Origin of the sequence: Mycolicibacter nonchromogenicus, from assembly GCF_002101775.1 — a bacterium.
GTDB lineage: Bacteria > Actinomycetota > Actinomycetes > Mycobacteriales > Mycobacteriaceae > Mycobacterium > Mycobacterium nonchromogenicum.
This window is the reverse complement of the sequence record NZ_LQPI01000054.1, coordinates 20683-45344: the sequence shown is the minus strand read 5'-3', so window position 1 is coordinate 45344 and position 24662 is coordinate 20683. Positions and strand designations below refer to the sequence as shown.

Sequence of the window (24662 nt, the reverse complement as noted above, 5' to 3'; positions counted from 1 at the left end):
GAGCCGACCTGGCCGTCGCCGCCTCTACCGCCTTCGCCGCCGCGGCCTGCGAACCCCGCGCCGCTGGCATCGCCGCCGTTGCCCCCTCGACCGCCGGCCCCGCCGTTGCCTGAGGCGCCGGCGACACCGAACAACGACGCGCCGCCGGCCCCGCCGTTTCCACCCCATCCGCCCCATAAGCCGTCGTCCCCGGCATAACCATTGGCACCTGCGCCGCCTTTCCCGCCGGCGCCACCGATGCCGCCGTCACCGAAGATCGCAGTCGTGCTGCCGCCATGGCCGCCCCAGCCGCCGTCGCCCCCACCGTCCGCGCCGGCTCCGCCAGCCCCGCCGGCCCCGCCGTTGCCGAACAACCAGCTGGACGCGTTCCCTCCGCTTCCGCCATGTCCCAACCAGGAGCTGCCGCCGATTCCGCCGGTACCGCCGTTGCCCATGAAGATGCCGCCGTCCCCACCGTTACCACCGACATGGCTGTCCCACGCGACACCTCCGGTTCCGCCGTCGCCGAAGTACCCGGCGCTCCCGCCGTTGCCGCCGTTGCCGTCGAGATCGGTGCCGCCGTCGCCGCCGTCGCCGAACCACAGTCCGCCGTTGCCGCCCATGGCCTGTTCGTTGGTGCCGCCGTCGATGCCGTCGGCGCCGTTGCCGATCAGAAGCTGGCCGTTGCCGAAGGTGTCGTTGATCCAGGTGCTGATCGCGATGCCGGTTGTGGTGGCCAGCACGTCCTGGCCGGCGTCGTGGATCGGGGTGTAGATCCAGGTGTCGAATAATTCGGCCAGGGTGGGGTTGGGGTCGGCGGCAGCCGGCGAGAGCGCGAGGTCCGTCGGATCGCCGAGTCGGGACAGCCAACTGGTCCAGTCGGCGAGGTCGAGGTCAGTGGTGTTCTCGACGTTCAGCCATGACCAGCTGGCCGGATCGAACAGGTCGACGATCCAGTCGAACGGATCGGCTTGGGCCGGTGCGCTGCCTACCGGTCCCAGGCCGAATGCCAGGACCGCGCCGGCTGCGCTACCCAGCCCGGTCAGCCGGATGCCGCGGTGTTGTTTGCTGTTGCGTCGACCGGACATGATTGCTCCTTCGAGATGGGGAAGTTGTTGTCGGATTGGGCGGTTCATGTCAGTGCGTCATCCGGGTGCCCCGGATGTGCCGGGTGTGCCGTCGAGACCGCCGTCGCCGCCGTCGCCGCCGCTGTACGCATAGCTGCCCGTGGTGTCCGCTCCCTTGCCGCCGACCCCGCCGCTGCCGTCGCCGTTGGGACCGGGAGATCCGCCGTTCCCGCCGTTGCCTCCGATGCCGCCCTGGCCAAGCTGGGAGGAGCTGCTGTAGGTCGCGTGGGCGTAGCCCCCGGCGCCTCCGTCGCCGCCCGGGCTGCCGGTGCCGCCGGCGGGGCTGGTTCCGCCGTCGCCGCCGTTACCGCCGATACCCCCGACCATGTAGTTCCCCGAGGTGTCGTCGAATGCGTCGCCGCCCCGGCCGCCGTTACCGCCTTTGCCGCCTATTCCGCCGTCCACGCCAGTCCCACCGTCGCCGCCGTCGCCGCCGGTTCCGCCTATCGCCTGTTCCAGTCCGTCACCGCCGGCGCCGCCATTGCCGCCGTCGCCGCCGGTGCTTCCGATGCCCACACCGGTTCCGCCGGTGCCACCGGTGCCTCCGCGTCCGCCGGTGCCGGTACCGGTAGCGGTACCGGTTGCGCCGCCGTTACCGCCGGCACCGCCGGTCCCGCCGAGGTGGCCGACACCGCCGCCGCCACCACCGCCCGCCCCCATGCGGGAATCGGCACCGGCGGGTGCGCCGATACCGCCGGCACCGCCGATACCGCCGCCGTCGGAGCCTCCGGCGCCGCCGTTGCCGCCCGCGCCCCCGCCGAGGGTTCCTTCGCCGCCGGTCCCACCGCTGCCGCCGGCGTTGCCGCTGGCACCGTTGATGCCGTTCCCGCCGGCACCGCCGTCGCCGCCCGTGCCGCCGAGGGTTCCTGCGTTGAAGGAGGAGCCCCAGCCACCCTGGCCGCCGGACCCGCCGCGACCGGCGGTGTGGCCGGCTCCGTTACCGTCGCCGCCGTTGCCGCCGCGCCCGCCCGCCCCGGCTCTGGAGGACGGCAGACCGGACCCCATCGGACCGCCGTCGCCGCCGCGGCCGCCGGTGCCGCCGTCCCCGGAGGTGGGGCCGCCGGCACCGCCGTTGCCGCCGTCGCCGCCGTCGCCACCGCGCCCTGCCACGCCGAACACCGAATTGCCGCCGTACCCGCCGCGGCCGCCTTCTCCGCCTTCGCCGCCATCGCCGGTGCCTTCGCCGGCCCAGCCGTCGCCACCGTTCCCGCCGCGACCGCCGACTCCACCATCGCCGATCAACGCGGTGCTGTTGCCACCGTTACCGCCCATCGGGCCGTGGTAGCCCGCGGGGCCGTCTCCGTAGGTCCAGGCGTCGCCGCCGCCGCCGCCTGCTCCGCCATTGCCGAACAACCAAGTCACGGCGTCGCCGCCGTTGCCGCCTGGCCCGCCGAGACCACCGTCCCCACCGTCACCGCCATTACCCAGGAAGGCGCCGCCGGCACCCCCGTCGCCGCCGCTGTTCCCAATGCCCCCGTCGCCGCCGTCGCCGCCGTCGCCGAAGAGTCCGGCGTTACCGCCGTTTCCGCCCCAGCCGCCGGCAGCGGTGCCGCCGTCGCCGCCGTCGCCGAACCACAGTCCGCCGTTGCCGCCCATGGCCTGTTCGTTGGTGCCGCCGTCGATGCCGTCGGCGCCGTTGCCGATCAGCAGTTGGCCGTTGCCGAAGCTGTCATTGATCCGGGTGCTGATCGCGATGCCGGACGGGGTGGCCAGCCAGTCCTGGCCGGCGTCGTGGATCGGGGTGTAGATCCAGGTGTCGAACAGTTCGGCCAGGGTGGGATCGGGGTCGGCGGCGGCCGGCGAGAGCCCGAGATCCGTCGGGCCGAGGTCGGTGGGGTTCTCGACGTTCAGCCATAACCAGCTGGCCGGATCGAACAGGTCGACGATCCAGTCGAACGGATCGGCTTGGGCCGGTGCGCTGCCCACCGGTCCCAGGCCGAATGCCAGGACCGCCCCTGCTGCGCTGCCCAGCCCGGTCAGTCGGATGACGTGGCGCTGTTGTTTGCTGTTGCGCTGACCAGACATCACTGCTCCTTCGAGACGGGGCCGTTGCGGCAGATCATGTCGATGCGTCATCCGGGCGCCCCGGGTGTGCCGGGGGTGCCGTCGAAACCGCCGTCGCCGCCGTCGCCGGCGCGGGGCCCGTCGCCGTTCACCGACCCCTTGCCTCCGACCCCACCGTGACCGTCGCCGTTGGGGCCGGGAGATCCACCGTCGCCGCCGTGGCCGCCGGTGCCGCCTACGGCCCCCCCGCCGGAGTCGGTGGCGGGGTCGGCGGGACCTCCAGCGCCGCCGTCGCCGCCCCGGCTGCCGGTGCCACCAGCGGGGCTGGTTCCGCCATTGCCGCCGTCGCCACCGCGGCCGCCGGTTGGCCTGTCCCAGCCAGCGCCGGAGCTGCTGGCTCGACCGCCGCTTCCGCCCGTCCCGCCCGTGCCGCCTGTTCCGCCGTCCACGCCGGTCCCGCCGTTCCCGCCGTTGCCGCCGTTTCCGCCGACCCCGCGACGCAGTCCTTCACCGCCGGCGCCGCCGTTGCCGCCGTCGCCGCCGGTGCTTCCGATGCCCACACCGGTTCCGCCGGTGCCACCGGTGCCTCCGCGTCCGCCGTAGCCGGAACCGCTTGCACCGCCGTTGCCGCCGGCGCCGCCGGTACCGCCGAGGTGGCCCACACCGCCGCCGCCACCACCGCCCGCGCCCCAGAGCTCGCTTTCGGCGGCGGCAGGGGCGCCGATGCCGCCGGCGCCTCCGATGCCGCCGCCGTCGGCCCCGCCGTGACCGCCGTTGCCTCCCGCACCGCTACCGAGGGATCCCTGGCCGCCGGTCCCACCGATGCCACCGGGGCTGCCGCTCGCACCGTTGATGCCGTTCCCCCCGGCGCCGCCGTTGCCGCCGTCGCCACCGGTTCCTCGGGAGTAAGCCGTGCCGCCCTGGCCACCGGACCCGCCGAGGCCGGCGGTATGGCCCGCCCCGTTCCCGTCGCCGCCGTCGCCGCCGCGACCGCCCGCGCCGGCGCTGCTGGAGGGCAGCAGGCCGTACCCCATATCACCACCGGGGCCGCCGCGGCCGCCGTTGCCGCCATCCTCGGAGGTGGCACCGCCGTTCCGGCCCTTCCCGCCGTCACCGCCGTCGCCGCCGCGGCCGGCCACTCCGAACCACGAGCCGCCGCCCCATCCTCCGGCGCCGCCTTCTCCGCCGTGGCCGCCGTAGCCGGTGCCTTCGCCGTCGGGGCCGTTCCCGCCGCGACCGCCGGGTCCGCCATCGCCCAACAATGCAGTGGTGTCGCCACCATCACCGCCGGCCCGCACCCAGGTGCCCGCCGCCCAGCCATCGGAGGTCCAGGCATCGCCGCCGCGACCGCCGGCTCCGCCATTGCCAAACAACCAGCTCACCGCGTCGCCGCCGTTGCCGCCATGACCGCCGATTCCGCCGTCCCCGCCGTCCCCGCCGTCGCCGCCCGTGCCCAGGAAGACGCCGCCGAGGCCGCCGTCGCCGCCGCTGTTGCCGTCCCCGCCGTCCCCGCCGTCCCCGCCGTCTCCGCCATTACCGAAGAATCCGGCGTTGCCGCCGTTGCCGGCGAGACCGTCCATGCTGGTTCCGCCGTCGCCTCCGTCGCCGAACAACAGTCCGCCGACGCCGCCCATAGCCTGCTCGTAGGTGCCGCCGTCGATGCCGTCGGCGCCGTTGCCGATCAGCAGGTGGCCGTTGGCGAAGGTGTCGTTGATCCAGGCGCTGATCGCGATGCCGGATGGGGTGGCCAGCCAGTCCTGGCCGGCGTCGTGGATCGGGGTGTAGATCCAGGTGTCGAATAACTGGGCCAAGCTGGGGGTGGCGTCAGCGGCGGCCGGCAACAGCGCATCAGGGTCGGCTGGAACGCCCAGTCGGGACAGCCAACCGCTCCAGTCGGCCAGGTCGAGGTCGGTGGGGTTCTCGACGTTCAGCCATGACCAGCCGGCCGGATCGAACAGGTCGACGATCCAGTCGAACGGATCGGCTTGGGCCGGTGCGCTGCCTACCGGTCCCAGGCCGAATGTCAGGACCGCGCCGGCTGCGCTGCCCAGCCCCGCCAGCCGGATGCCGTGGCGTTGTTTGCGGTTGCGCTGACCAGACATGATGCATTCCCTTTGCGAAGCCTGTTGATCCGATAAGCGCAGACGCTAAGACGGCGGACAGGCAGCGCATGCAGTAGTCGACTACTGCATTTTTGGGACACGGGCAGGCGGCGGGCGCAGTGCTACGTGCCGGGGGAGGAGTCAGGCCCCTGGGTTGGACGGAAATTCGGCGTCGGCAAGTGACCAATCCCGGCCAGGCGATCACCCCGTGCGGCGTAGTCGTCGTCAAGGTCGTCGTCAACGGCGTCCCAGCGCATCGCCTTGCGTGACTCCCGACTCCGTTTGCTGTAGCTGTGATGGCGCGTCATCGAGATTTCCCCACGTATCACGATATTAATGACCATCTGATTTTTTACAAGTATTTTTTGGGTATAACGCCGCGTCGCTGAACCGCTCCGAAGAAGGCGCAGTCATCCAGTGGCCAGCGCGGCGAGCCCTATCGCGACAAGCGTTGTCGTCCACTCGATGACGGCCCCGAGCACATCACCGGTGATGCCACCGAGGCGTCGCACACAGCGATGTACCAGCGCAGCGCCGCAAGCCAGGGCCAAGGCGACGGCCACCGGACCCTGCCACGGCGCCGAGCCGGCGGGAACCGCCGCGGCGACCAGTGCCAGCACCCAGGCGACCGCGACCGGCAGCGGCTGACTCCCGGCCACCGTGGCGCCCAGCATGCTTCCGGCTGCCGCCGGCACCGAGCGACGGCAGGCCCACACCGCCGCGACCCGCCCCGCGCAGACCGCGAGCACGATCTGCCCGGCGCCCAGCAGCGGGAAGGTCGTCGCCTGCAGGCCGATCACCAGCACCACCGCGACCACCCCGAACGGGCCGGTCGATCCCTCGCGCATCACCTGCAGTGCCTGGGGGGCGGGCCGGGAGCACCCCAAGCCGTCAGCGGTGTCGGCGACCCCATCGATGTGCAGTCCACGGGTGGCGGCCAGCAACACCGCCACGGCCAGTAGCCCGGACACCGGGCTGCCCGGGCCGAAGGCGTATCCGGCCGCCCACACCACGGCGGCCGCCAGCGCGCCCAGCGCGGCGCCGACCACCGGCAGCGCGGTCATTGCCCCGCGACCTGGCGGGTGGGCGACAGCTCCGGGCAGGCGCACGGCCGTTGCGAACCCCACCGCCGCGGCCAGAGAACGGATCACCCCGGGATCCCCTCGGCCGGCCCGGAAACCCCGGCATCGGCGAAAGTCGACATCGATGACAACGCCGCGACCGCTGCGCGCAGCACGGGCAGCGCAACCGCAGCGCCGGTACCCTCGCCCAACCGCATCTGCAGGTCCAGGATCGGCTCGAGGCCCAGCGCCGCGCAGGCCAGCGCGTGCGCCGGTTCCGGCGAGCGATGACCGGCCTGCCACCAGGCCCGGGCCCCCGGTGCCAGGCGGTCGGCCACCAGCGCGGCAGCCGTCGAGGCCAGGCCGTCGAGCAGCACCGGCGTGCGCCGCACAGCGGCCTGGGCGCAGAACCCCGCCAGCGCCGCGAAGTCGGCACCACCGCAGCAGCGCAGCAGCGCAACAGGATCGGCACGGTGTGGCCGGGAGCGGAACAGGGCGTCGCGCACCGCCGCGGTCTTGCGGGCCCAGCCGGCGTCATCGATGCCCGTCCCGTGGCCCACCACGTCGGCGGGCTCGGCGCCGGTGAGCGCGGCGATCAAAGTCGTTGCGACCGTGGTGTTCCCAATCCCCATATCGCCGGGAATAAGCAGATCTGCGCCGCTGTCGACCTCCTCGTCGGCGATGCGCCGACCTGCCTCGAGCGCGGCCACCGTCTCCTCAGCGGTCAGCGCGTCCTCGCTCGTGATGTCCCCGCTGCCGCGGCGCACCTTGTAGGCGCCCTTCGCGGACAGATCCGAGTCGACGGCGATGTCCACGACCCGCACCCCGGCCCCGCCGATCGCGGCCAGCGCGTTGATGGCCGCCCCGCCGCGGTCGATGTTGGCGACCATCTGCGCGGTCACCTCCGCGGGGTAGGCAGACACCCGGCTCCGGGTCACGCCGTGATCGCCGGCGAACACCACAATGCGGACGCGCTCGAATTGTCTTGGCGGACACTGTCCTTGGCAGGCCGCCGCCCACACCGACAGGGCTTCCAGGCGGCCCAGCGAACCCGCGGGTTTGGTCAGCGAGTCCTGCCGGGCCCGGGCCGCGGCGGCCACCGCGGCATCGGGCGGGCTGACCGGTGGGAATTCCATCGCTGGGCCGAGTGGGAACTCAGTCGAGGCGTTCACCGCGCCGCACCTGCGGCCGCGGGGCCCGCATGCGGCGCAGCGTGGACGCGCGGCTGGCGGCGTACAGCCCCAGCTTCCAACGGCTTTCGACATTGTTCGGGAATTTGGCGTCGACCATCCGGGTGGCCTTGCGGGCCACCAGCACCCCGTCGACGCCCATCGAGACCATCAGCAGCATCATCGCCGGCGAAATGTAGAACTGGACCTGCGGGGCGGCCATCATGAGGAGCATCAGACCCAGCGCCACCGGCATGAACAGGCCTAGCAGGTTGTACCGGGCATCGACGATGTCGCGGACGTAACGGCGCACCGGCCCGCGATCGCGTTCCAGCAGCGCTGACTCGTCGCCGGCCAGCATTCGTTCGCGGCGGTCGGCCATCCGCTCACGGCGCTCCGCCTTCGCGATGCGGCGTTCCTCCTTGGACAGCTTCTGCCCGGCCAGCGCCTTACGGCGGGCCCGCGCCTCCGCCGCGGTCATCGGAGCCGGCGCCACCGGGCCGCGCCGCTTGGCCGCGGCGCTGCGCTTCGGGGTGGGCCGTCCTTTGGGAGCGGTTCCGCGGGCGGCGGCACCCTCCGACTGGTCGCCGTCGACAGAGACGGCGGAGACCACGGACTCAGCGGACTGAGTCTCGTCTTTTCTGCGCCCCGGCAACTTCACGCCCGCCAGATTACTTGCCCGGTCCGCCCGGTCTGCTTCGCCGTCCGCGCGGCTCTATACCCTGCAGAGATGGCGGATAATCCGTTTGTCGGCAGCTCGGCCGGTTCACGGGTGCGGCCGCTTCGGGTCCTGATCGCGCCGGACTGTTTCGGCGAAACGCTGACCGCGGTGCAGGCCGCCACCGCCATCTCGACGGGCTGGCATCGCAGCCGCCCCCATGACCGCCTGACCATCGCGCCGCAGTCCGACGGCGGCCCGGGCTTTGCTGCAGTGCTGGCCAGCACGCTGGGTACGCTGCGGCGGGCGCGGGTCAGCGGGCCGCTGGACGACCCGGTGGACGCCGAATGGGTCTTCGACGCCGCGGCCGAGACGGCCTATCTGGAATGCGCCCAGGCGTGCGGGTTGGGGGTGCTCGGCGAACCGCCGTCGCCGCGGACGGCGCTGCTCGCCCACAGCATGGGGGTGGGCCACCTCGTCGCCGCGGCGCTGGACGCCGGGGCGCAGCGGATCGTCATCGGGCTCGGCGGCAGTGCCTGCACCGACGGTGGCCGCGGCATGGTCAATGAGCTGGGCGGCCTGGCCGCCGCACGCCGGCGGCTCGCGGACGTCGAATTGATCGCAGCCTGCGACGTCGAATACCCGTTGCTGGGCCCCTGGGGTTCGGCTCGCGTGTTCGGACCGCAGAAGGGCGCCGACCCGGCCACGGTCGCGGTGCTCGAGAGCCGGCTGGCCGCCTGGGCGGTGGATCTGGACGCCGCCGCCGGCTGGCAGGCCAGCGCCGCGTCGGGCGCCGGGGCGGCCGGGGGAATCGGGGCAGCTGTGCTGGCGCTGGGCGGCACCGTCGAATCCGGGTCCGAGATCGTGGCCCGCCACACCGGTCTGGAGGCCGCCCTGGCAGACGCCGACGTCCTGGTCACCGGCGAGGGTCACTTCGATCAGCAGTCACTGCACGGAAAAGTGATCGGCTCACTGGCAGCGCAGGCCCGGGCGCGGGAGATACCGGTGCTGGTACTGGCCGGGCAGGTCAGCCTGGACGAACCCGCATTGCGCTCGGCCGGCGTGCTGGCCGCCCGGGCGATGGCCGACTACGCCGGCTCGGTGCGGCTGGCCATGATCGATGCCGCCAACCAGCTGATCGGGCTCAGCACCATCCTGGCGGCGCAGATCAAGGGCACTCCCACCGCGGATCCGCCCGATTCGCCGCGTCGGTAGGGAACACGTTGGCGCAGGGTATCGTTGTTGTCGTGGGTTCGAACGCCTCCAGTTGAGGCCGGACCCGCCCCATGATCAACCGCAATAGGGAGACGCAATGACTGTTCAGGATCAGTCGACCACCGAGTCTCACGGCGTGGTCTTGACCGACGAGGCTGCGGCCAAGGTGAAGGCGCTGCTGGAACAGGAGGGTCGTGACGACCTGACCCTGCGGATCTCGGTCCAGCCGGGTGGCTGCGCGGGCCTGCGCTACAACCTGTTCTTCGACGACCGCAGCCTCGACGGTGACATGGTCGCGGAGTTCAACGGTGTGACGCTGACCGTCGACCGGATGAGCGCGCCGTACCTGCAGGGCGCCGAGATCGGCTACGCCGACCAGATCGACAAGCAGGGTTTCACCATCGAGAACCCCAACGCCGGCGGCTCGTGCTCGTGCGGCGACTCGTTCAACTGAGCGCCTGACATCACCTCGCGGCCGGGATTATTGTGCTGCCCGGCGGCGGACCGCTGGTAGCGGGCCGCTACCGTGGGTACCCACATCAAGGCCCATGGTGACGTACGAGGGGATTTTTCAGTGACGATTGCGGTGACCGGTTCGATCGCGACCGACCATCTGATGCGCTTTCCGGGTCGGTTCTCCGAACAACTGCTGGCCGATCACCTGCAGAAGGTTTCGCTGAGCTTCCTGGTCGATGACCTGGTGGTGCACCGCGGTGGCGTGGCGGGCAACATCGCCTTCGCCATCGGTGTGCTCGGCGGTGACGCCGCCCTGGTGGGTGCCGCCGGTGCTGACTTCGCCGACTACCGGCAGTGGCTGGTCTCCCACGGCGTCAACTGCGACCACGTGCTCACGTCGACGACCTCGCACACGGCCCGGTTCGTCTGCACCACCGACCAGGACATGGCCCAGATCGCGTCGTTCTACCCGGGCGCGATGTCGGAGGCCCGCAACATCTCGCTGGCCAAGCTGGTCGAGGGCGTCGGGAAGCCGGAACTGGTGATCGTCGGTGCCAACGACCCCGAGGCGATGTTCCTGCACACCGAGGAGTGCCGCAAGCTGGGGCTGGCGTTCGCCGCCGACCCCTCGCAGCAGCTGGCCCGGCTCACCGGTGAGGAGATCCGCAAGCTCATCGACGGTGCCACCTACCTGTTCACCAACGACTACGAGTGGGACCTGCTGCTGTCCAAGACCGGCTGGACCGAGGCCGACGTGGCGAAGCAGGTCGGGCTGCGGGTGACCACCTTGGGCGGCGACGGCGTCGACATCGTCTCTCCGGACGGTTCCCGCATCCACGTCGGCGTGGTTCCGGAGAAGTCTCAAACCGACCCGACCGGGGTCGGCGACGCCTTCCGCGCCGGCTTCCTCACCGGTCGCAGCGCCGGATTGGGCTTGGAGCGCTCCGCGCAGCTCGGCTCGCTGGTGGCGGTGCTGGTGCTGGAGTCCACCGGCACCCAGGAATGGGTGTGGGACCGTGCCACCGCGGTGAGCCGCCTGGCGGACGCCTACGGCGACGCCGCTGCGGCCCAGATCGACGCTGCGCTCGCCTGATTTTTTCGCTGGTTTTCTCTCCGGCGAGCAGACGCGAAAGCCCCCTTGTAACGGCGTTACAGGGGGCTTTCGCGTCTGCTCGCGGGGGTAGGGGCGCGCCGGGAAAGAACTAGAGCCGCACGGGGTAGTCGGGTTCCCGGATGGTCGGCACCACGCTGTGCTCGACGAAGATCGCGTGCCACAGCATGAAGATCAGCACGGTCCAGAGCCGACGGCTGTGATCGGCGGTGCCGAGGCGGTGCTCGTCGAGCATGGTGCGCACCGCGGCCACATCGACCAGGTGACCGGCGCCGGTGGCGTCCACCGTCGCATACGCCCACTCCAGCAGCTCACCGGCGCGCAGCCAGTGCCGCAACGGCACCGGGAAGCCGAGCTTGGGGCGGTGCAGCACGTGCGCGGGGATGATCGGCTCCAGTGCACGGCGCAGCGCGTACTTGGTGGTGGTGCGGGTGATCTTGGCCGACACCGGCAGGCGCGATGCCACCGCGAACACCTCGGGGTCCAGGAACGGCACCCGCAGCTCGAGCGAGTTGGCCATGGTCATCTTGTCGGCTTTGACCAGGATGTCGCCGCGCAGCCAGGTGAACAGGTCGATGTGCTGCATCCGGGCCACCGGATCCCAGCCGACGGATTCGGCGTAGATCGGGGCGGTGACGTCGGTGTGGGTCCAGTCGGGGGAGAAGCCGGGCAGCACCGCACGCAGTTGTTCGTCGGAGAAGCTGCGGGCGTTGCCGTAGTAGCGCTCCTCCAGGCGAAGCGACCCGCGGTGCAGCAGGCTCTTGCCGCGCATGCCCTCGGGCAACGGCCGCGACACCTTGCCCAGGGATCGGCGCACCGGGGACGGCAGGTAGTCGAAGGGCCGCAGCGACAGCGGCTCACGGTAGATGGTGTAGCCGCCGAACAGCTCGTCGGCGCCCTCGCCGGAGAGCACCACCTTGACGTGCTTGCGGGCTTCGGCGGCGATGAAGTACAGCGGCACCAGGGCCGGGTCGGCGACCGGGTCGTCGAGGTACCAGACGATCTCGGGCAGGGCGGCGACGAACTCGGCCGGGCTGACGACCTTGACCACGTGCCGGGCACCGATCGCCTCGGCCGACGCAGCGGCGACGTCGATCTCGGAGAAGCCCTCCCGCTCGAACCCGGTGGTGAAGGTGATCAGCTTGGGGTTGTGGCGCATCGCCAGCGCGGCGATCGCGGTGGAGTCGATCCCTCCGGACAGGAACGCGCCGACGGTGACATCGGCCCGCATGTGCTTGGCGACGGAGTCCTCGAGGACCGCGGTGATCTCGTCGTAGCGCGCCTGCTCGGTGTCGCGGGTGATCGGGGTGGCGTCGAAGCGCGGCCGGAAGTAGCGGGTGGTCTCCGGCGCCTGGCCGGGCCGGATCCGGGCGTAACAGCCCGACTCCAACCGCCGTATGCCCCGATGCAGCGTCTCCGGTTCCGGCACGTACTGCAGCACCGTGTAGTGCTGGACGGCGCGGGTGTCGATGGCCGTGTCGAAGCCCACCACGTCGGCCAGATCCAGCAGGCATTTCTTCTCGCTGCCCACCACCGTGCCGCCCGGTCCCGACGCCATGAACAGCGGCTTGATCCCGAACGGGTCGCGTGCGCAGAACAGCTCGCCGGACACGGTGTCCCACACCGCGAAGGCGAACATGCCGCGCAGCCGCGACAGCACATCGGTGCCCCAGTAGTGGTAGCCCGCGACGATCGCCTCGCCGTCGCCGTCGGTGGCGAACACCGCGCCGTGCTCGGCGGCCAGCTCTGCGCGCAGTTCCAGGTAGTTGTAGATCTCGCCGTTGAACACCAGCTCATAGCGCTCCGGAGCCTCCGGTGGGCCCCAGCGCATGGGCTGGTGGGAATGGGCGATGTCGATGAACGACAGCCGGTTGAACCCGAACACCACTTGGTCGCCGGCCCAGATGCCTCCTGGCTCGTCCGGGCCGCGGTGACGCATCAGGTGGGTCGCCCGCGACACCGCGCCGGCGACTTCGGCCACATCAGCGCCCGGTGTCGTGCCGGCCGGGGCACACACGAAGGCCAGCAGTCCACACATCGGGTCCCAGTATGCCGCACCGGTATCGGCGTCGAACTGCGAAGGCCCATGTCGGCCTGCGCAGAAGCTGGGAGGCGGATGAGGCGGTCAACACACTGAGACGGCCAACCGGCAGGTACATCAAACCTCGGTGATCCGGGTGGTCTACGCTGCGTAGTATTCGACTGCTCCGCCGGGTCAGTCGGCCTGTTCTGTGACTCGAGGAGGCACCAACGTGACACGTCGCGGGCAGGGCGTTGCACATCGCCGTCTGCGTCGACCGCTGACCGCGGTCAGCGTGCTCGGACTGCTGGCGGTGACGCTCAGCGGTTGCAGCGTCGACTGGACCGATGTGGTCGGCTTCGGCTGGCCCAAGGGCATCACGCCTGAGGCTGAGGCCAACTACCAGCTGTGGATCGGCATGGTCATCGCTTCGGTGGTGATCGGTGGACTCGTCTGGGGAATGATCTTCTGGTCGATGTTCTTCCACCGCAAGAAGGCGACCGACACCGAGTTGCCGCGCCAGTTCGGCTACAACATGCCGCTGGAGCTGGGGCTCACCGTCCTGCCGTTCCTGGCCGTCGCGGTGATCTTCTACTTCACCGTCGTGGTGCAGGAGAAGATGCTGCACCAGGAGCCGGACCCCGAGGTGGTCGTCGACGTCACCGCCTTCCAGTGGAACTGGAAGTTCGGTTACCAGAAGGTCGACTTCCACGACCACACCCTCAGCTACGACGGCGTGGACCAGGCCCGCAAGGAGGCGATGACCTCTAAGCCCGAGGGTGTCGACCACCACGGTGAGGAACTGGTCGGCCCGGTGCAGGGCCTGAACACCGAGGACCGCACCTACCTGAACTTCGACAAGATCGAGACGGTGGGAACCACCGGCGAGATCCCGGTGCTGGTGCTGCCCAGCGGCAAGCGCATCGAGTTCGTGCTCAACTCGGCCGACGTCATCCACGCCTTCTGGGTGCCCGAGTTCCTGTTCAAGCGCGACGTCATCGCCTGGCCGGAGCGCAACAACCAGGTGAACACCTTCCAGGTCGCCGAGATCACCAAGGAGGGCGCGTTCGTCGGCCACTGCGCCGAGATGTGCGGCACCTACCACGCGATGATGAACTTCGAAGTCCGGGTGGTCTCGCCCAACGACTTCAAGGCCTACCTGGACCAGCGCAAGGCCGGCAAGACCAACGCCGAGGCGTTGGAGGCGATCAACCAGGAGCCGTTGGCCACCACCACGTTCCCGTTCGACAGCCGCCGTGGCCTGCTAGCCCCGCAAGCCAGCAACAAGTAGGGACAACCGCATGCGCATCGAATCCAGGCTGTTCGAGTTCGTCGCCACCTTCTTCCTGGTGGTCGGGGTGATCTACGCGGTGCTGACCGCGAAGTTCGCCACCGGCGGTGTGGAGTGGGCCGGCACCACCGCGCTGTTCCTGACCGGAACGATGGCCCTGATCGTGGCCACCTTCTTCAGGTTCGTGGCACGCCGACTGGACACCCGCCCCGAGGACTACGAGGCGGCCGAAGTCAGTGACGGCGCCGGCGAGCTGGGCTTCTTCAGCCCGCACAGCTGGTGGCCGATCCTGATCGCGCTGTCGGGCTCGGTGGCGGCCGTCGGTATCGCGTTCTGGCTGCCGTGGCTGATCGCCGCCGGTGTGGTGTTCGTGTTGTCGAGCGTGGCCGGCCTGGTCTTCGAGTACTACATCGGTCCCGAGAAACACTGACCACATCTCCGTCGCGGCCGCCGTGTCGACCCGCTTGGGTAGGGTTGCCGATGCACAATGACCAACGGTGGTTGATGTCGACCGCAATCGGTCAGGTCGTGACGTGGCGGTTTGAACAGGATAGGCGGGAATGAGCGGGCCGAATCCCCCAGAGACGGGCTCTGGAGACGAGGGCTCCGGCATTGGTCAGCCGGCTGACAAGGCTGCCGAAGCGGGCGCCGGCGGCGACATTTCGCCGCTGGACGATGTGACCGCCACGCCAGCCGCCGTGCCGACGGACACCGCGTATTCGCAGGCCTACTCGGCGCCCGAATCCGAGCAGTTTCTGAGCGGCCCCTACGTGCCGGTGGACCCGCGGCTCTACGACTTCGACAACTACGACGTGCCCGAGGAGCCCGAGCCGGGCGCCAAGACGCCCCGGTGGCCGTGGGTGGTCGGTGTCACCGTGATCATCGCCGCGGTCTCCCTGGTGGTGTCGGTGGCACTGTTGTTCGCCCGCACCGAGACTCGCGATGTGGCGACGCCCGCCACGACGAGCAGCACCGTGTCGGTGCCGCCCGTGCAGGACGAGATCACCCGGACCAGCACCACCCCACCCCCGCCTCCGCCGCCGCCGAGCGAGGAACCCTCACCGGAGCCGTCGACCACGACCCAGGAGAGCACCACGACCGCGCCGCCGAAGCCGCTGCAGGTGACCTACTCGGTGACGGGCACCAAGGCGCCGTTCGACCAGATCACGATCACCTACGTGGATGCTTCCGGGCAACGGCGTACGCAGCGCAACGCCTACATCCCGTGGTCGCTGACCCTGACGCCGATCTCCCAGTCGGAGATCGGTTCGGTGGAGGCCACCAGCATGTTGCGGTTGAGCAAACTCAACTGCTCGATCACCAGCAGTGACGGTAGGGTGTTGTTCTCCAACAGCAATGACGCACCGGCAACGAGCTGCGGATGACCGGCGGGAACATGGTGGATCGATTCATTCGGCCGGGGCAATCCCCGGAGGTCACCGATCGCATCCTGCTGGGTGCGTGCGCCGCGGTGTGGCTCACCTGGCTGGGTATGACTGTGGCGGCCGTGGTGGCGCTCGTGGATCTCGGGCGGGGCTATCACGAGCCGACCGAGAGTTCGCACAGCGGCCTGCTCTACATCGTGATCGGTGTGTCGGCGCTGGTCATCCTGGCGGCCATCCCGGTACTGCTGCGGGCACGCCAGCCCGGGCCCCCGCGGTCTCCCGGCTTCCCGCCCCAGGCTCCGGTGACGCCGCCGCGCCCGGCCACCCCCGGTGCCCCGCTTCAGCAGCCCGGCTTCGACGCTCCAGGCCGGCGGGCGGCCGGTGCCCGCCCGGTGCTGCCCAACCAGGCCGAGGTGGACCGGGTGCTGTTGCGTGGCATCACGGTGCTGGCCACCGCGGTGGGCGGTGCGCTGACCCTGGTCGGGCTGGCCACCTACCTGATGGCCGTCGGCAAGGACACCGGCTCCTGGGTCAGCTACGGAGTGGCCGGGGCGGTCACTGCCGCCATGCCGGTGATCCCGTGGCTGTACCTGCGTCGGCTGGGTGAAGTACTGGCACTGCCGTCTCGTCTCGGCTGAGCACGTCCTCGCGCCTGTCCCGCTACGGCCAGAGCAGCGTCGTCGACCAGCTCGATCCATCCCGCTCATAACGCAGCCTGCGGTGCCGGCGCGTCGAGTCCGCCTGCCAGAATTCGACGGCGTCGGCCCGTACCGCATAGGACACCCACTCGGCGGGCACCAGGGCGGGGGAGTGTTCGAGCTCCAGGTGAGCCTTGGCGAGTGCTTCGCCGATCTCTGCCGGGTCGGTATAGGGCTGGCTCTGGCGGCCGGTGAGCACCATTGCCCGGGCGCCTTCGGAGCGGGCCAGGAAGTCTTCGGCGATCACCGTTGGCGGGTCGGGGACCGCGATGCCGTCGACCCTGACCTGGCGGCCCAGCGTGGGCCAGTAAAACGTCAGGGAGACAGCGGGATTGCGGGCGAGATCGGCGCCCTTGCGACTGGCTGAACTGACGCCGAAATGCCAGCCGGCGACATCGATGTCCTTAAGGATCAGCACCCGCGCAGACGGCCGTGGCCCGCCTGTCCCGGCCGCCGCTCCGACCGTCGACAACGTCATGGCGTGCGGCTCCACCACGCCGCGCTCGATCGCGTGCCGCAACCACGAGATGAACAGTGCGACCGGATCGGACGGCGCCTGTGCGGGATCGAACTGCGGTGCCGCACCAACCAAAACGGGCAGCCCGCGCAAGAGATTGCGCAGGCTGCCCGCTTCTTCGGACCCTGTCGGTCTAGTGGTGACCGTTGGTGTTACCGCCTTGGTGCTCGGCCAGTGCGGTCAGCGCACGCCGTTCGCTGGCGTGTGCCGCCTCGGTGAGTGCGGCATCCTCTTCGACCGGGTCGGGTGTCAGGAAGCTGCCGGTACCGGGAGCACCGCCCGAGCCGAGCTTGTTCATCCGCTTGGGCAGCGGCGCACCGGCGTATTCCAGCGGAATCGGGTGGCCGTGCTCGTCGACCGGACCCAGCGGCTGGTGCAGCTCGATGTAGGCACCGTGCGGCAGCCGCTTGATGATGCCGGTCTCGATACCGTGCTCGAGCACGTCACGGTCACTGCGCTGCAGTCCGATGCACCACCGGTAGGTGATGAAGAAGACCAGCGGCGGCAGCACCACCATCCCGATACGGCCGATCCAGGTCGTCGCGTTCAGCGAGATGTGGAACTTCCACGCGATGATGTCGTTCATGGCCGCCAGGGTCAGCACCATGTAGAAGCTGATCGCCATGGCGCCGATCGCGGTGCGGACCGGAGCGTCCCGCGGACGCTGCAGCAGGTTGTGGTGTGCGTAGTCGCCGGTGAACTTCTTCTCCAGGAACGGGTAGACCATGAGCAGTCCGAAGACGGCGCCCATGCCCAACGCGACGCCGACGACCGCGGGAATGGTGTGGCCGAAGGGGTAGAACTCCCACGCCGGCCACAACCGGGCCAGGCCCTCGGTCCACATCATGTAGAAGTCCGGCTGGCTACCCGCCGAAACCTGCGAGGGCCGGTAGGGGCCCAGGTTCCAGATCGCGTTGATCTGCAGCAACCCGCCCATCAGGCCCAGGATGCCGGTGATCATCGCGAAGAACGCGCCCGACTTGATCGCGAAGACCGGCAGCACCCGCACGCCGACCACGTTGGTCTCGGTGCGGCCCGGTCCGGGGAACTGGGTGTGCTTCTGGAACCACACCAGCGCCATGTGGACGCCGATCAGGGCCAGAATGATGCCGGGGATCAGCAAAATGTGCAGGGCGTAGAGCCGGGGGATCAAGACGGTGCCCGGGAAGTCGCCGCCGAACAGCGCCCAGTGCAGCCAGGTGCCGATCACCGGCATGCCCAGCGTGATCGAGGACAGCGCGGCGCGCAGACCGATACCGGAGAGCAGGTCGTCGGGCAGCGAGTAACCGAAGTAGCCCTCGAACATGGCCAGGATCAGCAGCAGCGAGCCGATGACCCAGTTCGCCTCACGCGGCCGGCGGAACGCGCCGGTGAAGAAGATGCGCGCCAGGTGCACCATGATCGACGCGGCGAACAACAGCGCGGCCCAGTGGTGGAGCTGGCGGACGAACAGGCCGCCGCGGACCTCGAAGGAGATGTCCAGGGCCGATTCGTAGGCCCGCGACATCTGCACGCCGTTGAGCGGCTGGTAGACGCCGTGGTAGATGACCTCGGCCATCGACGGGTCGAAGAACAGCGTCAGGTAGACGCCGGACAGCAGCAGGATGATGAAGCTGTACAGCGCGATCTCGCCGAGCAGGAACGACCAGTGCGTCGGGAAGACCTTGTTGAACTGGCGGCGCAGCGCGGCGGCCGGGTGGTACCGCGTATCGATGTCGTCTGCTTGGCGGGCGAGCAGGTCGCCGATTGCAGGACTCATGAGGTGCGCTCCCAGAATGCCGGTCCGACAGGTTCCACGAAGTCGCCGTTGGCGACCAGATGCCCATTGGCGTCAATGGTGATCGGCAGCTGTGCCAGCGCGCGGGCGGCCGGGCCGAAGATCGGCTTGGCGTAGTGCAGCGCGTCGAACTGCGACTGGTGGCACGGGCACAGGATCCGATAGGTCTGCTGCTCGAACAGGGAAGACGGGCAACCCAGGTGCGAGCAGATCTTGGTGTAGGCGAAGAAGTCGCCGTAGTTGAAGCTCTCCTGGCCTTTACGCTTGACCACCTTGGGCCTGTCGTCGGGCCGGATACGGATCAGCATCACCGGGTTACGGACGCCCATCATGATCGCGGTGAGCTTCTCGTTCGACTCCTCGGTGGTGCCGTCACCGTCGGACTCCCGCCACGGGAACACGGTCTCCATGCCGCCCGCGTCCAGGTCTTCGGGCCGCATCTTGACCAGCGGGGAATTGGTGCTGTGACCGGTCGCGCGGGCCAGGTAGATGGTCTCCCCGGGGTAGCGCGGGGTCCATCCGGAAGTCCACAGGACGGCCTTCTTGCCTTCGGCGGTCTCGACGACCGGCTTCCAGGGGTTCTTGATCAGGCCGCCGAGGCCGGCGACCGCGGTGCCCAGACCGAAGGCGCCGAAGCCGACCCCCAGGGAGGCGCCCAGCAGCTTGCGCCGACCGATGGTCGAGCCCTCGAACGCGTCGGTCAGCTGGGCCGCCACGGTCTTGCGGTCGATCTCGGGGGAGGCGCCGTCGTGGCGCTCCTGGATGGTGATCTCTTCGGGGATGAACTTCTTGACGAACAGCACCGCACCGATCGCGATGCACAACACCGAGAGACCGAAGGTCAGCCCGTAGAGCGGGGTCGCCAGCGAGTAGGCCAGGCCGTCCGGGGACTCCAGCGGCGCGTACTCCCACGGCCAGAACAGGAAGACAAGCAGCAGGGCCAGCCCGAAGCCGCCACCCGCCAGGAACCAGGCGGCGATCCGGCGCTCGGCGCGCTTTTCGGCCCGGGTGCCCTCGACCGGCCAGCGCGGCTCTTTGTAGATGGTCGTGACACCGTCGATCTCGCCGCCGAGAGCGAGCAGCTCCTCGGTGGTCATCGTCGCCAGTGCGGCGTCGTCCGGGAGTTCAGTCTTGTCGTTGCTGCTCATGAGCGTGCCCCGATCCACATTGCAGCGGCGATGGCGGCGACCATGCCGATAATCCAAATCACCATGCCTTCGGGCGCGGGGCCGAAGCCGCCGAGTCCGTAGCCGCCCGGATCACGTTCCTCAGTAACGGATTTCACGTAGGCGATGATGTCCTTCTTCTCCTCCATGGAGATCTGCCGGTCGGAGAAGCGCGGCATGTTCTGCGGGCCCGACAGCATGGCGGTCAGGATCTGCTGCTCGTTGGCAGGCTCCAGGTCGGGCGCGTACTTACCGGAGGACAGCGCGCCGCCCCGGCCGGTGAAGTTGTGGCAGGAGGCGCAGTTCAGCCGGAAGAGGTCACCGCCACGGCCCAAGTCGTCGCCGCGCAGCGAGGCCTGCGCGATGCTGCCGTCGGCATTGCGCACCACGGTGGGGCCGCCGCCGTTGGCCTGCACGTAGGCGCCGAGGGCGTCGATCTGCTTGTCGTCGAACACCGGCTGCTTACGCGGCGCCTGGGCCTCACCACGAGCCGCGGGCATGCGGCCGCTGGAGACCTGGAAGTAGACGGCGGCTTCGCCGACGCCGATCAGGCTCGGCCCGCGGCCCGCCTCACCCTGCAGGTTGGCGCCGTGGCAGCTCACGCACGAGGTGTCGAAGAGCTGCTTACCGGTACGCAGCAGGGCCGAGGACGACTCATCGGCGACCGCGACCTGCGGGGTCGGGGTCAGCAGGGCAGCCGTTCCACCGGCCAGGGCCAATGCGACCAGCAGCAGCAGTCCGCCGGAGACCCGACGGCGCAGGCGCCGGCGGGCGACGGTGTCGTTGTTGCCAGGCCGGGCCCACTTCTTCAGTGTCTTCAACCGGACACTCCTGTTCATCGGGCGGTTGCTCATCGGATGAAGTAGATCGTGGCGAACAGTGCGATCCACACGATGTCGACGAAGTGCCAGTAGTAGGACACGACGATCGAGGCGGTGGCCTGAGCCGGGGTGAACTTGCTCATCGTGGTGCGCAGCATCAGGAAGATGAAGGCGACCAGCCCGCCGATGACGTGCAGGCCGTGGAACCCGGTGGTCAGGTAGAACACGGTGCCGTAGGCGCTCGATGAGATGGTGGTGCCGTGCGCGACCAGGTGCGAGTACTCGTAGCCCTGACCGCAGACGAAGAACAGTCCCATGAGGAAGGTCAGGAAGTACCACCGGCGCAGCCCGAACACGTCGCCGCGCTCGGCGGCGAACACGCCCATCTGGCAGGTGAACGATGACGCGATCAGCACCAGCGTCACCGGTACCGCCAGCGCGAGATTCAGCTCGGTCGGCGGCGGCGGCCAGGCGCCACCGGACTGTGCACGTGCCGTGAAGTACATCGCGAACAGACCGGCAAAGAACATCAATTCACTGGACAGCCACACGATGGTGCCAACGCTGACCATGTTGGGACGGTTCAGCGAATGCACACGAGAAGTAATGGCAGTACCCGAGGACCCCACAGCGCTCGTCACCCCGCAAGTATGACGCTATGTAGTTGAAGAACTCCACCCGGGGCTGGCAATTGGGGCCAACTGGTGTCGTCCGCGCCGTTACGCGCGCGTGAGCACGCTGTTAGCGCTTCGTTCCCGCCCTGATTCCGGTTGGCTTTGGTGCGGCGGAGGCCGCATGCGACGATCGGCGCGTGGTCGAGCCAGACGGTGCGGCGCAGCCGAAAGCGCAGACAGTGCAATGGCGGCAGGTCCTGGGTGCCCTGACGTCCGGTCGGGACCTGTCCCCGGGCCAGGCGGCCTGGGCGATGGAGCAGATCATGGCCGGTGCCGCCACGTCCGCGCAGATTGCGGCGTTCGGCGTGGCGATGCAGATGAAGGGTCCGACCGCCGCTGAGGTGGGTGAGCTGGCCGACGTCATGCTGGCCTTCGGGCGCAAGGTTCCCACCGACAGAATCGGAACCGACACCGTCGACGTGGTGGGCACCGGCGGGGACGGCGCCAACACGGTGAATCTGTCCACCATGGCGGCGATCGTGGTGGCCGCCGCCGGGGTGCCGGTGGTCAAACACGGCAACCGGTCGGCGGGCTCTTTGTCCGGGGGTGCCGACACCCTGGAGGCGCTGGGTGTGCGCATCGACCTTGGCCCCGACGAGGTGGCCCGCAGTGTCGAAGAGGTCGGCATCGGATTCTGCTTCGCCCCGAAGTTCCAGCCGTCGTATCGCAACGCCTCGGTGGCACGCCGCGAGATCGGTGTTCCGACGGTGTTCAACCTGCTGGGTCCGCTGACCAACCCGGCGCGGCCGCGGGCCGGGCTGATCGGGTGCGCGTTCGGGGAGTTGGCCGAGGTGATGGCCGGCGTGTTCGCCGCGCGGGGGTCCAGCGTGCTGGTGGTGCACGGTGACGACGGCCTCGACGAGCTGACCACGACCACGACCAGCACCATCTGGCGGGTGCAGGCGGGCACCATCGATCGGCTGACCTTCGACCCGGCCGGATTCGGGTTCGCCCGCGCCGAGGTGAGCGAGTTGCTCGGCGGCGACGCCCAGGCCAACGCCGAGGAGGCCCGCTCGGTGCTCGCCGGAACCAAGGGCGCGGTGCGTGACGCCGTGGTGCTCAACGCGGCCGGCGCGATAGTGGCCCATGCGGGGTTATCCAGCAGCGCTGAGTGGTTGCCGGCCTGGGAAGACGGGCTGGCGCGGGCGGTCGAGGCGATCGACAGCGGCGCGGCCGAACAGCTGCTGGCTCGCTGGGTCCGCTTCGGCGCTCAGCTCTGAGGCCAGCCGCGCCGAGCGGGCCAGCGCCGCCCACGGCATCCACGGCCCGGCCGACGCGAGCGGGGACACCCATCCGTGCTCCCCGTCGACACGCACGATGCGCACCCCCGGAGCTGCCAGCCAGCGGGCGATCAGCATGGTCTCCTCGACCAGCGCGCCGGCCAACGGCGCCGGCTCGGGCAGCACCGTCTCGGCGCCGAGCGTGATCGCGTCGACGACGGGCATCGGCGGGACGCCACGTGCGGCGCACCCTGCGGCAGCCAGCCGGCCGTGGCGGATCACCGCGAGATGCCAGCCGCCGGTGCCATCCGGCGCAGCGGCCACCAGCTCTGGCAGGGCCACCAGAGCACGTGCGCGCTGGCTGCGCCACAGTGCCTCGATGGCCGCCGCGGTGCGGTCGCGCAGCCGGGCGGCGCTCTCGTAGTGGCCGCGATCCGCCAGGGCGTTCACCTGCTGCACCGCGGCGGCCAGAGCGGTGTTGTCGGCACCGTCGAGCAACGCGGCCGCCCGTCGGACCGCTTCGGCGTATTCGTCTGCGCTCGCGTTCGCCGCCGCCGGGCAGGGGCTGACCTCGGCCGGCGGGCAGCAGTGCCGAGCGGTTCGGCTCAATCGTGTTGTACAGGTTCGGATTCCGGTGAACCGGGACAGCAGGGCGGCGGTCTCGGCGGCGTCGGCGCGGGAGCGGAACGGGCCGATGGCCCGGTCGTGCCGCGGAGTGCGCACCACCGTCAGACGCGGGAATGCCTCATTGGACAGGGTGATCCACCACCACCGCCGGGGAAACTTCGACCGTCGGTTGTAGGGCGGAGCATGGGCGGCCAGCAGCCGCAGTTCGCGCACGCCGGCCTCCAGCGGGTGCGCGCATTCGACGTGATCGATCCGGGTTGCCAAGGCCACCATCTCGGCGATGCGGCTACGGCGCTCGGAGCCGTTGAAGTACTGCGCCACCCGGCGCCGCAGGTTGCTGGAGGTGCCGATGTAGAGCACCTCCTCTGACGGTCCGCGGAACAGGTAGACCCCGGGCCGCTGCGGCAGCCCGACGGCCAGGCTGCGCTTGCGGCGCTGGTCCGGCGTGGTGTGAGACAGGTAGGCGCGCAGGTCGACGAAGGTGTTGACCTGCTGGTTGCCCAGGCGCTCGATCAGTGCGTGCAGGACATCGACGGTGGCACGGGCGTCGTCGAGCGCGCGGTGGTTGGGGGTGGTGCTCACCGCGAACAGTCGGGACAGCTCGGCCAGCCGGACACTGGGTGCCTCGTCGCGGCTGAGCACCCGGCGGGCCAGGCGCACCGTGCACAGCGCCGAGGGCCGCGGCCAGGCCAGATCGCAGCGGCGGGCGGCGGCCGTCAAGAACCCGACGTCGAACCCGGCGTTGTGGGCGACCAGCACCGAGCCGCGGTCGAAGCCGGCGAACTCGAGGAAGGACGGCAGCACGGCGTCGATCGTGGGCGCCTCATAGACCATGGCCGTGGTGATGCCGGTGAGCCGGACGATCTGCGGCGGAATGCCGCGCTGCGGGTTGATCAGGGTGGCGAACTCGCCCTCGACCACGCCGCCACGCACTTTGACCGCGCCGATCTCGGTGATGGCGTCCGGTTCGGCGTCCCCGCGGGGCGAGGCTCGGCCGCCGGTGGTCTCCAGGTCCACCACCACGAATGTGGTGTCGCGCAGGGTGGCCGGTGTGGCATCGAATTCGCCTTCGAGCTGGGCGTCGAATCGGGGGAAGCTCAGCTGCTCTGGGCCGGCGCCGGTGGTCATGGGCCGAACCTAGGCGCATGCACCGACACAGCCGTGAAGTCGGGTTGTCGGTGCCCGGAGTTAGCGTGCCGACAACTGATCGAGAGGAATCGTCATGGGACAGGTCTCGGGACACTCGGACGACCGCGGCGCGCGCCGGGCGGATTCGGATCCGATGGTGATCGACTGCGACGACTGTGCGGTGCGCGGACCGGCGTGCCGGGACTGCGTTGTCAGCGTGTTGCTGGGCGTGCCCAACGAGCTCCTCGAAGACGAGCGGGCGGCGCTGGATGTGCTCGCCGAGGCCGGAATGGCGCCGCGACTGAGGCTGGTCCCGATCCGCGGTGAGCGTGGCCCGGCGCGCCGCTCGGGCGTGGCCTGAACACGACAGAACCCCCGCAAACGGCCTTAGAGCTCTCACAATTCTGGCTGTTAGAGTCGGCAACTCGTGATGGACAACGGCGTTGCCATTCCGTA

The 24662-nt window shown here is 70.1% G+C and carries 20 protein-coding genes and 2 pseudogenes; 9 read left to right on the top strand and 13 right to left on the bottom strand.

The genetic code is table 11. The features are described 5' to 3' along the window. The 6 genes and pseudogenes from AWC18_RS21200 to AWC18_RS15425 form a co-directional block, all read right to left on the bottom strand. A pseudogene (locus AWC18_RS21200) lies at nucleotides 1-1067 on the bottom strand (PGRS repeat-containing protein); the annotation flags it as partial. A 57-nt stretch (nucleotides 1068-1124) separates the two neighbouring features. After that, a complete protein-coding gene (locus AWC18_RS22235) occupies nucleotides 1125-3131 on the bottom strand; it encodes a hypothetical protein (protein ID WP_165758013.1) in 2007 nt (668 codons plus the stop codon). A 47-nt stretch (nucleotides 3132-3178) separates the two neighbouring features. Then, entirely contained in the window at nucleotides 3179-5212 is a 2034-nt protein-coding gene (locus tag AWC18_RS21700; protein WP_165758012.1) for a hypothetical protein, read from the bottom strand. Between the two features lie 410 nt (nucleotides 5213-5622). Next, nucleotides 5623-6363, bottom strand: coding sequence for an adenosylcobinamide-GDP ribazoletransferase (locus tag AWC18_RS15435; protein ID WP_085139288.1), 741 nt, complete (start codon nucleotides 6361-6363; stop codon nucleotides 5623-5625). Continuing rightward, nucleotides 6360-7409, bottom strand: a complete 1050-nt coding sequence (gene cobT, locus AWC18_RS15430; RefSeq protein WP_085139287.1) for a nicotinate-nucleotide--dimethylbenzimidazole phosphoribosyltransferase — start codon at nucleotides 7407-7409, stop codon at nucleotides 6360-6362. The genes AWC18_RS15435 and cobT overlap by 4 nt, the downstream gene beginning before the upstream one ends. Nucleotides 7410-7428: 19 nt before the next feature. Beyond that, entirely contained in the window at nucleotides 7429-8103 is a 675-nt protein-coding gene (locus AWC18_RS15425; protein ID WP_064999825.1) for a DUF3043 domain-containing protein, read from the bottom strand. 69 nt (nucleotides 8104-8172) lie between these two features. Here AWC18_RS15425 and AWC18_RS15420 point away from each other — a divergent pair, with 69 nt between their 5' ends. The 3 genes from AWC18_RS15420 (at nucleotide 8173) to AWC18_RS15410 (ending at nucleotide 10864) form a co-directional block, all read left to right on the top strand. After that, nucleotides 8173-9315: a glycerate kinase family protein gene (locus AWC18_RS15420; protein WP_064999824.1), complete on the top strand. Its 1143-nt coding sequence runs from the start codon at nucleotides 8173-8175 to the stop codon at nucleotides 9313-9315. Between the two features lie 97 nt (nucleotides 9316-9412). Then, a complete protein-coding gene (locus AWC18_RS15415; RefSeq protein ID WP_064999823.1) occupies nucleotides 9413-9769 on the top strand; it encodes a HesB/IscA family protein in 357 nt (118 codons plus the stop codon). A 120-nt stretch (nucleotides 9770-9889) separates the two neighbouring features. After that, nucleotides 9890-10864 (top strand): carbohydrate kinase family protein, encoded by a 975-nt coding sequence (locus AWC18_RS15410; RefSeq protein ID WP_085139286.1) that lies wholly within the window; start codon nucleotides 9890-9892, stop codon nucleotides 10862-10864. A gap of 109 nt (nucleotides 10865-10973) precedes the next feature. Here AWC18_RS15410 and asnB read toward each other — a convergent pair whose 3' ends face one another. Then, nucleotides 10974-12920 carry an asparagine synthase (glutamine-hydrolyzing) gene (asnB, locus tag AWC18_RS15405; RefSeq protein ID WP_085139285.1) on the bottom strand — a complete coding sequence of 649 codons (1947 nt, stop codon included), beginning with the start codon at nucleotides 12918-12920 and terminating at the stop codon, nucleotides 10974-10976. A gap of 193 nt (nucleotides 12921-13113) precedes the next feature. On the opposite strand from asnB, the gene ctaC reads away from it, so the two are divergent. The 4 genes from ctaC to AWC18_RS15385 all read left to right on the top strand — a co-directional run bounded on the left by ctaC (nucleotide 13114) and on the right by AWC18_RS15385 (nucleotide 16216). Continuing rightward, a complete protein-coding gene (gene ctaC, locus AWC18_RS15400) occupies nucleotides 13114-14193 on the top strand; it encodes an aa3-type cytochrome oxidase subunit II (protein WP_085139284.1) in 1080 nt (359 codons plus the stop codon). A 10-nt stretch (nucleotides 14194-14203) separates the two neighbouring features. Beyond that, on the top strand, nucleotides 14204-14623 hold the full coding sequence (ctaF, locus tag AWC18_RS15395; RefSeq protein ID WP_064999819.1) for a cytochrome c oxidase subunit 4: 420 nt from the start codon (nucleotides 14204-14206) through the stop codon (nucleotides 14621-14623). 130 nt (nucleotides 14624-14753) lie between these two features. Beyond that, a complete protein-coding gene (locus tag AWC18_RS15390) occupies nucleotides 14754-15578 on the top strand; it encodes an MmpS family transport accessory protein (protein ID WP_085139283.1) in 825 nt (274 codons plus the stop codon). Continuing rightward, nucleotides 15575-16216: a DUF2561 family protein gene (locus tag AWC18_RS15385; protein WP_420093349.1), complete on the top strand. Its 642-nt coding sequence runs from the start codon at nucleotides 15575-15577 to the stop codon at nucleotides 16214-16216. The genes AWC18_RS15390 and AWC18_RS15385 overlap by 4 nt, the downstream gene beginning before the upstream one ends. Nucleotides 16217-16238: 22 nt before the next feature. Here the strand turns inward: AWC18_RS15385 and AWC18_RS15380 are convergent, their stop codons facing one another. The 5 genes from AWC18_RS15380 to ctaE are packed head-to-tail and all read right to left on the bottom strand — an operon-like array spanning nucleotide 16239 to nucleotide 21198. Next, complete coding sequence (locus tag AWC18_RS15380; RefSeq protein ID WP_234784335.1) at nucleotides 16239-16886, bottom strand: pyridoxine/pyridoxamine 5'-phosphate oxidase; 648 nt, start codon at nucleotides 16884-16886, stop codon at nucleotides 16239-16241. A 40-nt stretch (nucleotides 16887-16926) separates the two neighbouring features. Next, a complete protein-coding gene (qcrB, locus tag AWC18_RS15375; RefSeq protein ID WP_064996334.1) occupies nucleotides 16927-18552 on the bottom strand; it encodes a cytochrome bc1 complex cytochrome b subunit in 1626 nt (541 codons plus the stop codon). Beyond that, on the bottom strand, nucleotides 18549-19718 hold the full coding sequence (gene qcrA, locus AWC18_RS15370; protein ID WP_085139291.1) for a cytochrome bc1 complex Rieske iron-sulfur subunit: 1170 nt from the start codon (nucleotides 19716-19718) through the stop codon (nucleotides 18549-18551). The genes qcrB and qcrA overlap by 4 nt, the downstream gene beginning before the upstream one ends. Then, nucleotides 19715-20590 carry a cytochrome bc1 complex diheme cytochrome c subunit gene (gene qcrC / locus AWC18_RS15365; protein ID WP_234784336.1) on the bottom strand — a complete coding sequence of 292 codons (876 nt, stop codon included), beginning with the start codon at nucleotides 20588-20590 and terminating at the stop codon, nucleotides 19715-19717. Before qcrC ends, qcrA begins: the two co-directional genes overlap by 4 nt. Beyond that, on the bottom strand, nucleotides 20587-21198 hold the full coding sequence (gene ctaE, locus AWC18_RS15360) for an aa3-type cytochrome oxidase subunit III (protein WP_064996336.1): 612 nt from the start codon (nucleotides 21196-21198) through the stop codon (nucleotides 20587-20589). Before ctaE ends, qcrC begins: the two co-directional genes overlap by 4 nt. Before the next feature lie 170 nt (nucleotides 21199-21368). Here ctaE and trpD point away from each other — a divergent pair, with 170 nt between their 5' ends. Beyond that, nucleotides 21369-22451 (top strand): anthranilate phosphoribosyltransferase, encoded by a 1083-nt coding sequence (trpD, locus tag AWC18_RS15355; RefSeq protein ID WP_085139282.1) that lies wholly within the window; start codon nucleotides 21369-21371, stop codon nucleotides 22449-22451. On the opposite strand, the pseudogene AWC18_RS15350 reads toward trpD, so the two are convergent. Continuing rightward, a pseudogene (locus AWC18_RS15350) lies at nucleotides 22389-24206 on the bottom strand (DEDD exonuclease domain-containing protein); the annotation flags it as partial. The gene trpD and the pseudogene AWC18_RS15350 overlap by 63 nt on opposite strands. 94 nt (nucleotides 24207-24300) lie before the next feature. Here AWC18_RS15350 and AWC18_RS15345 point away from each other — a divergent pair. Further along, a complete protein-coding gene (locus AWC18_RS15345; protein WP_234784391.1) occupies nucleotides 24301-24567 on the top strand; it encodes a hypothetical protein in 267 nt (88 codons plus the stop codon). Nucleotides 24568-24662: the final 95 nt, after the last annotated feature.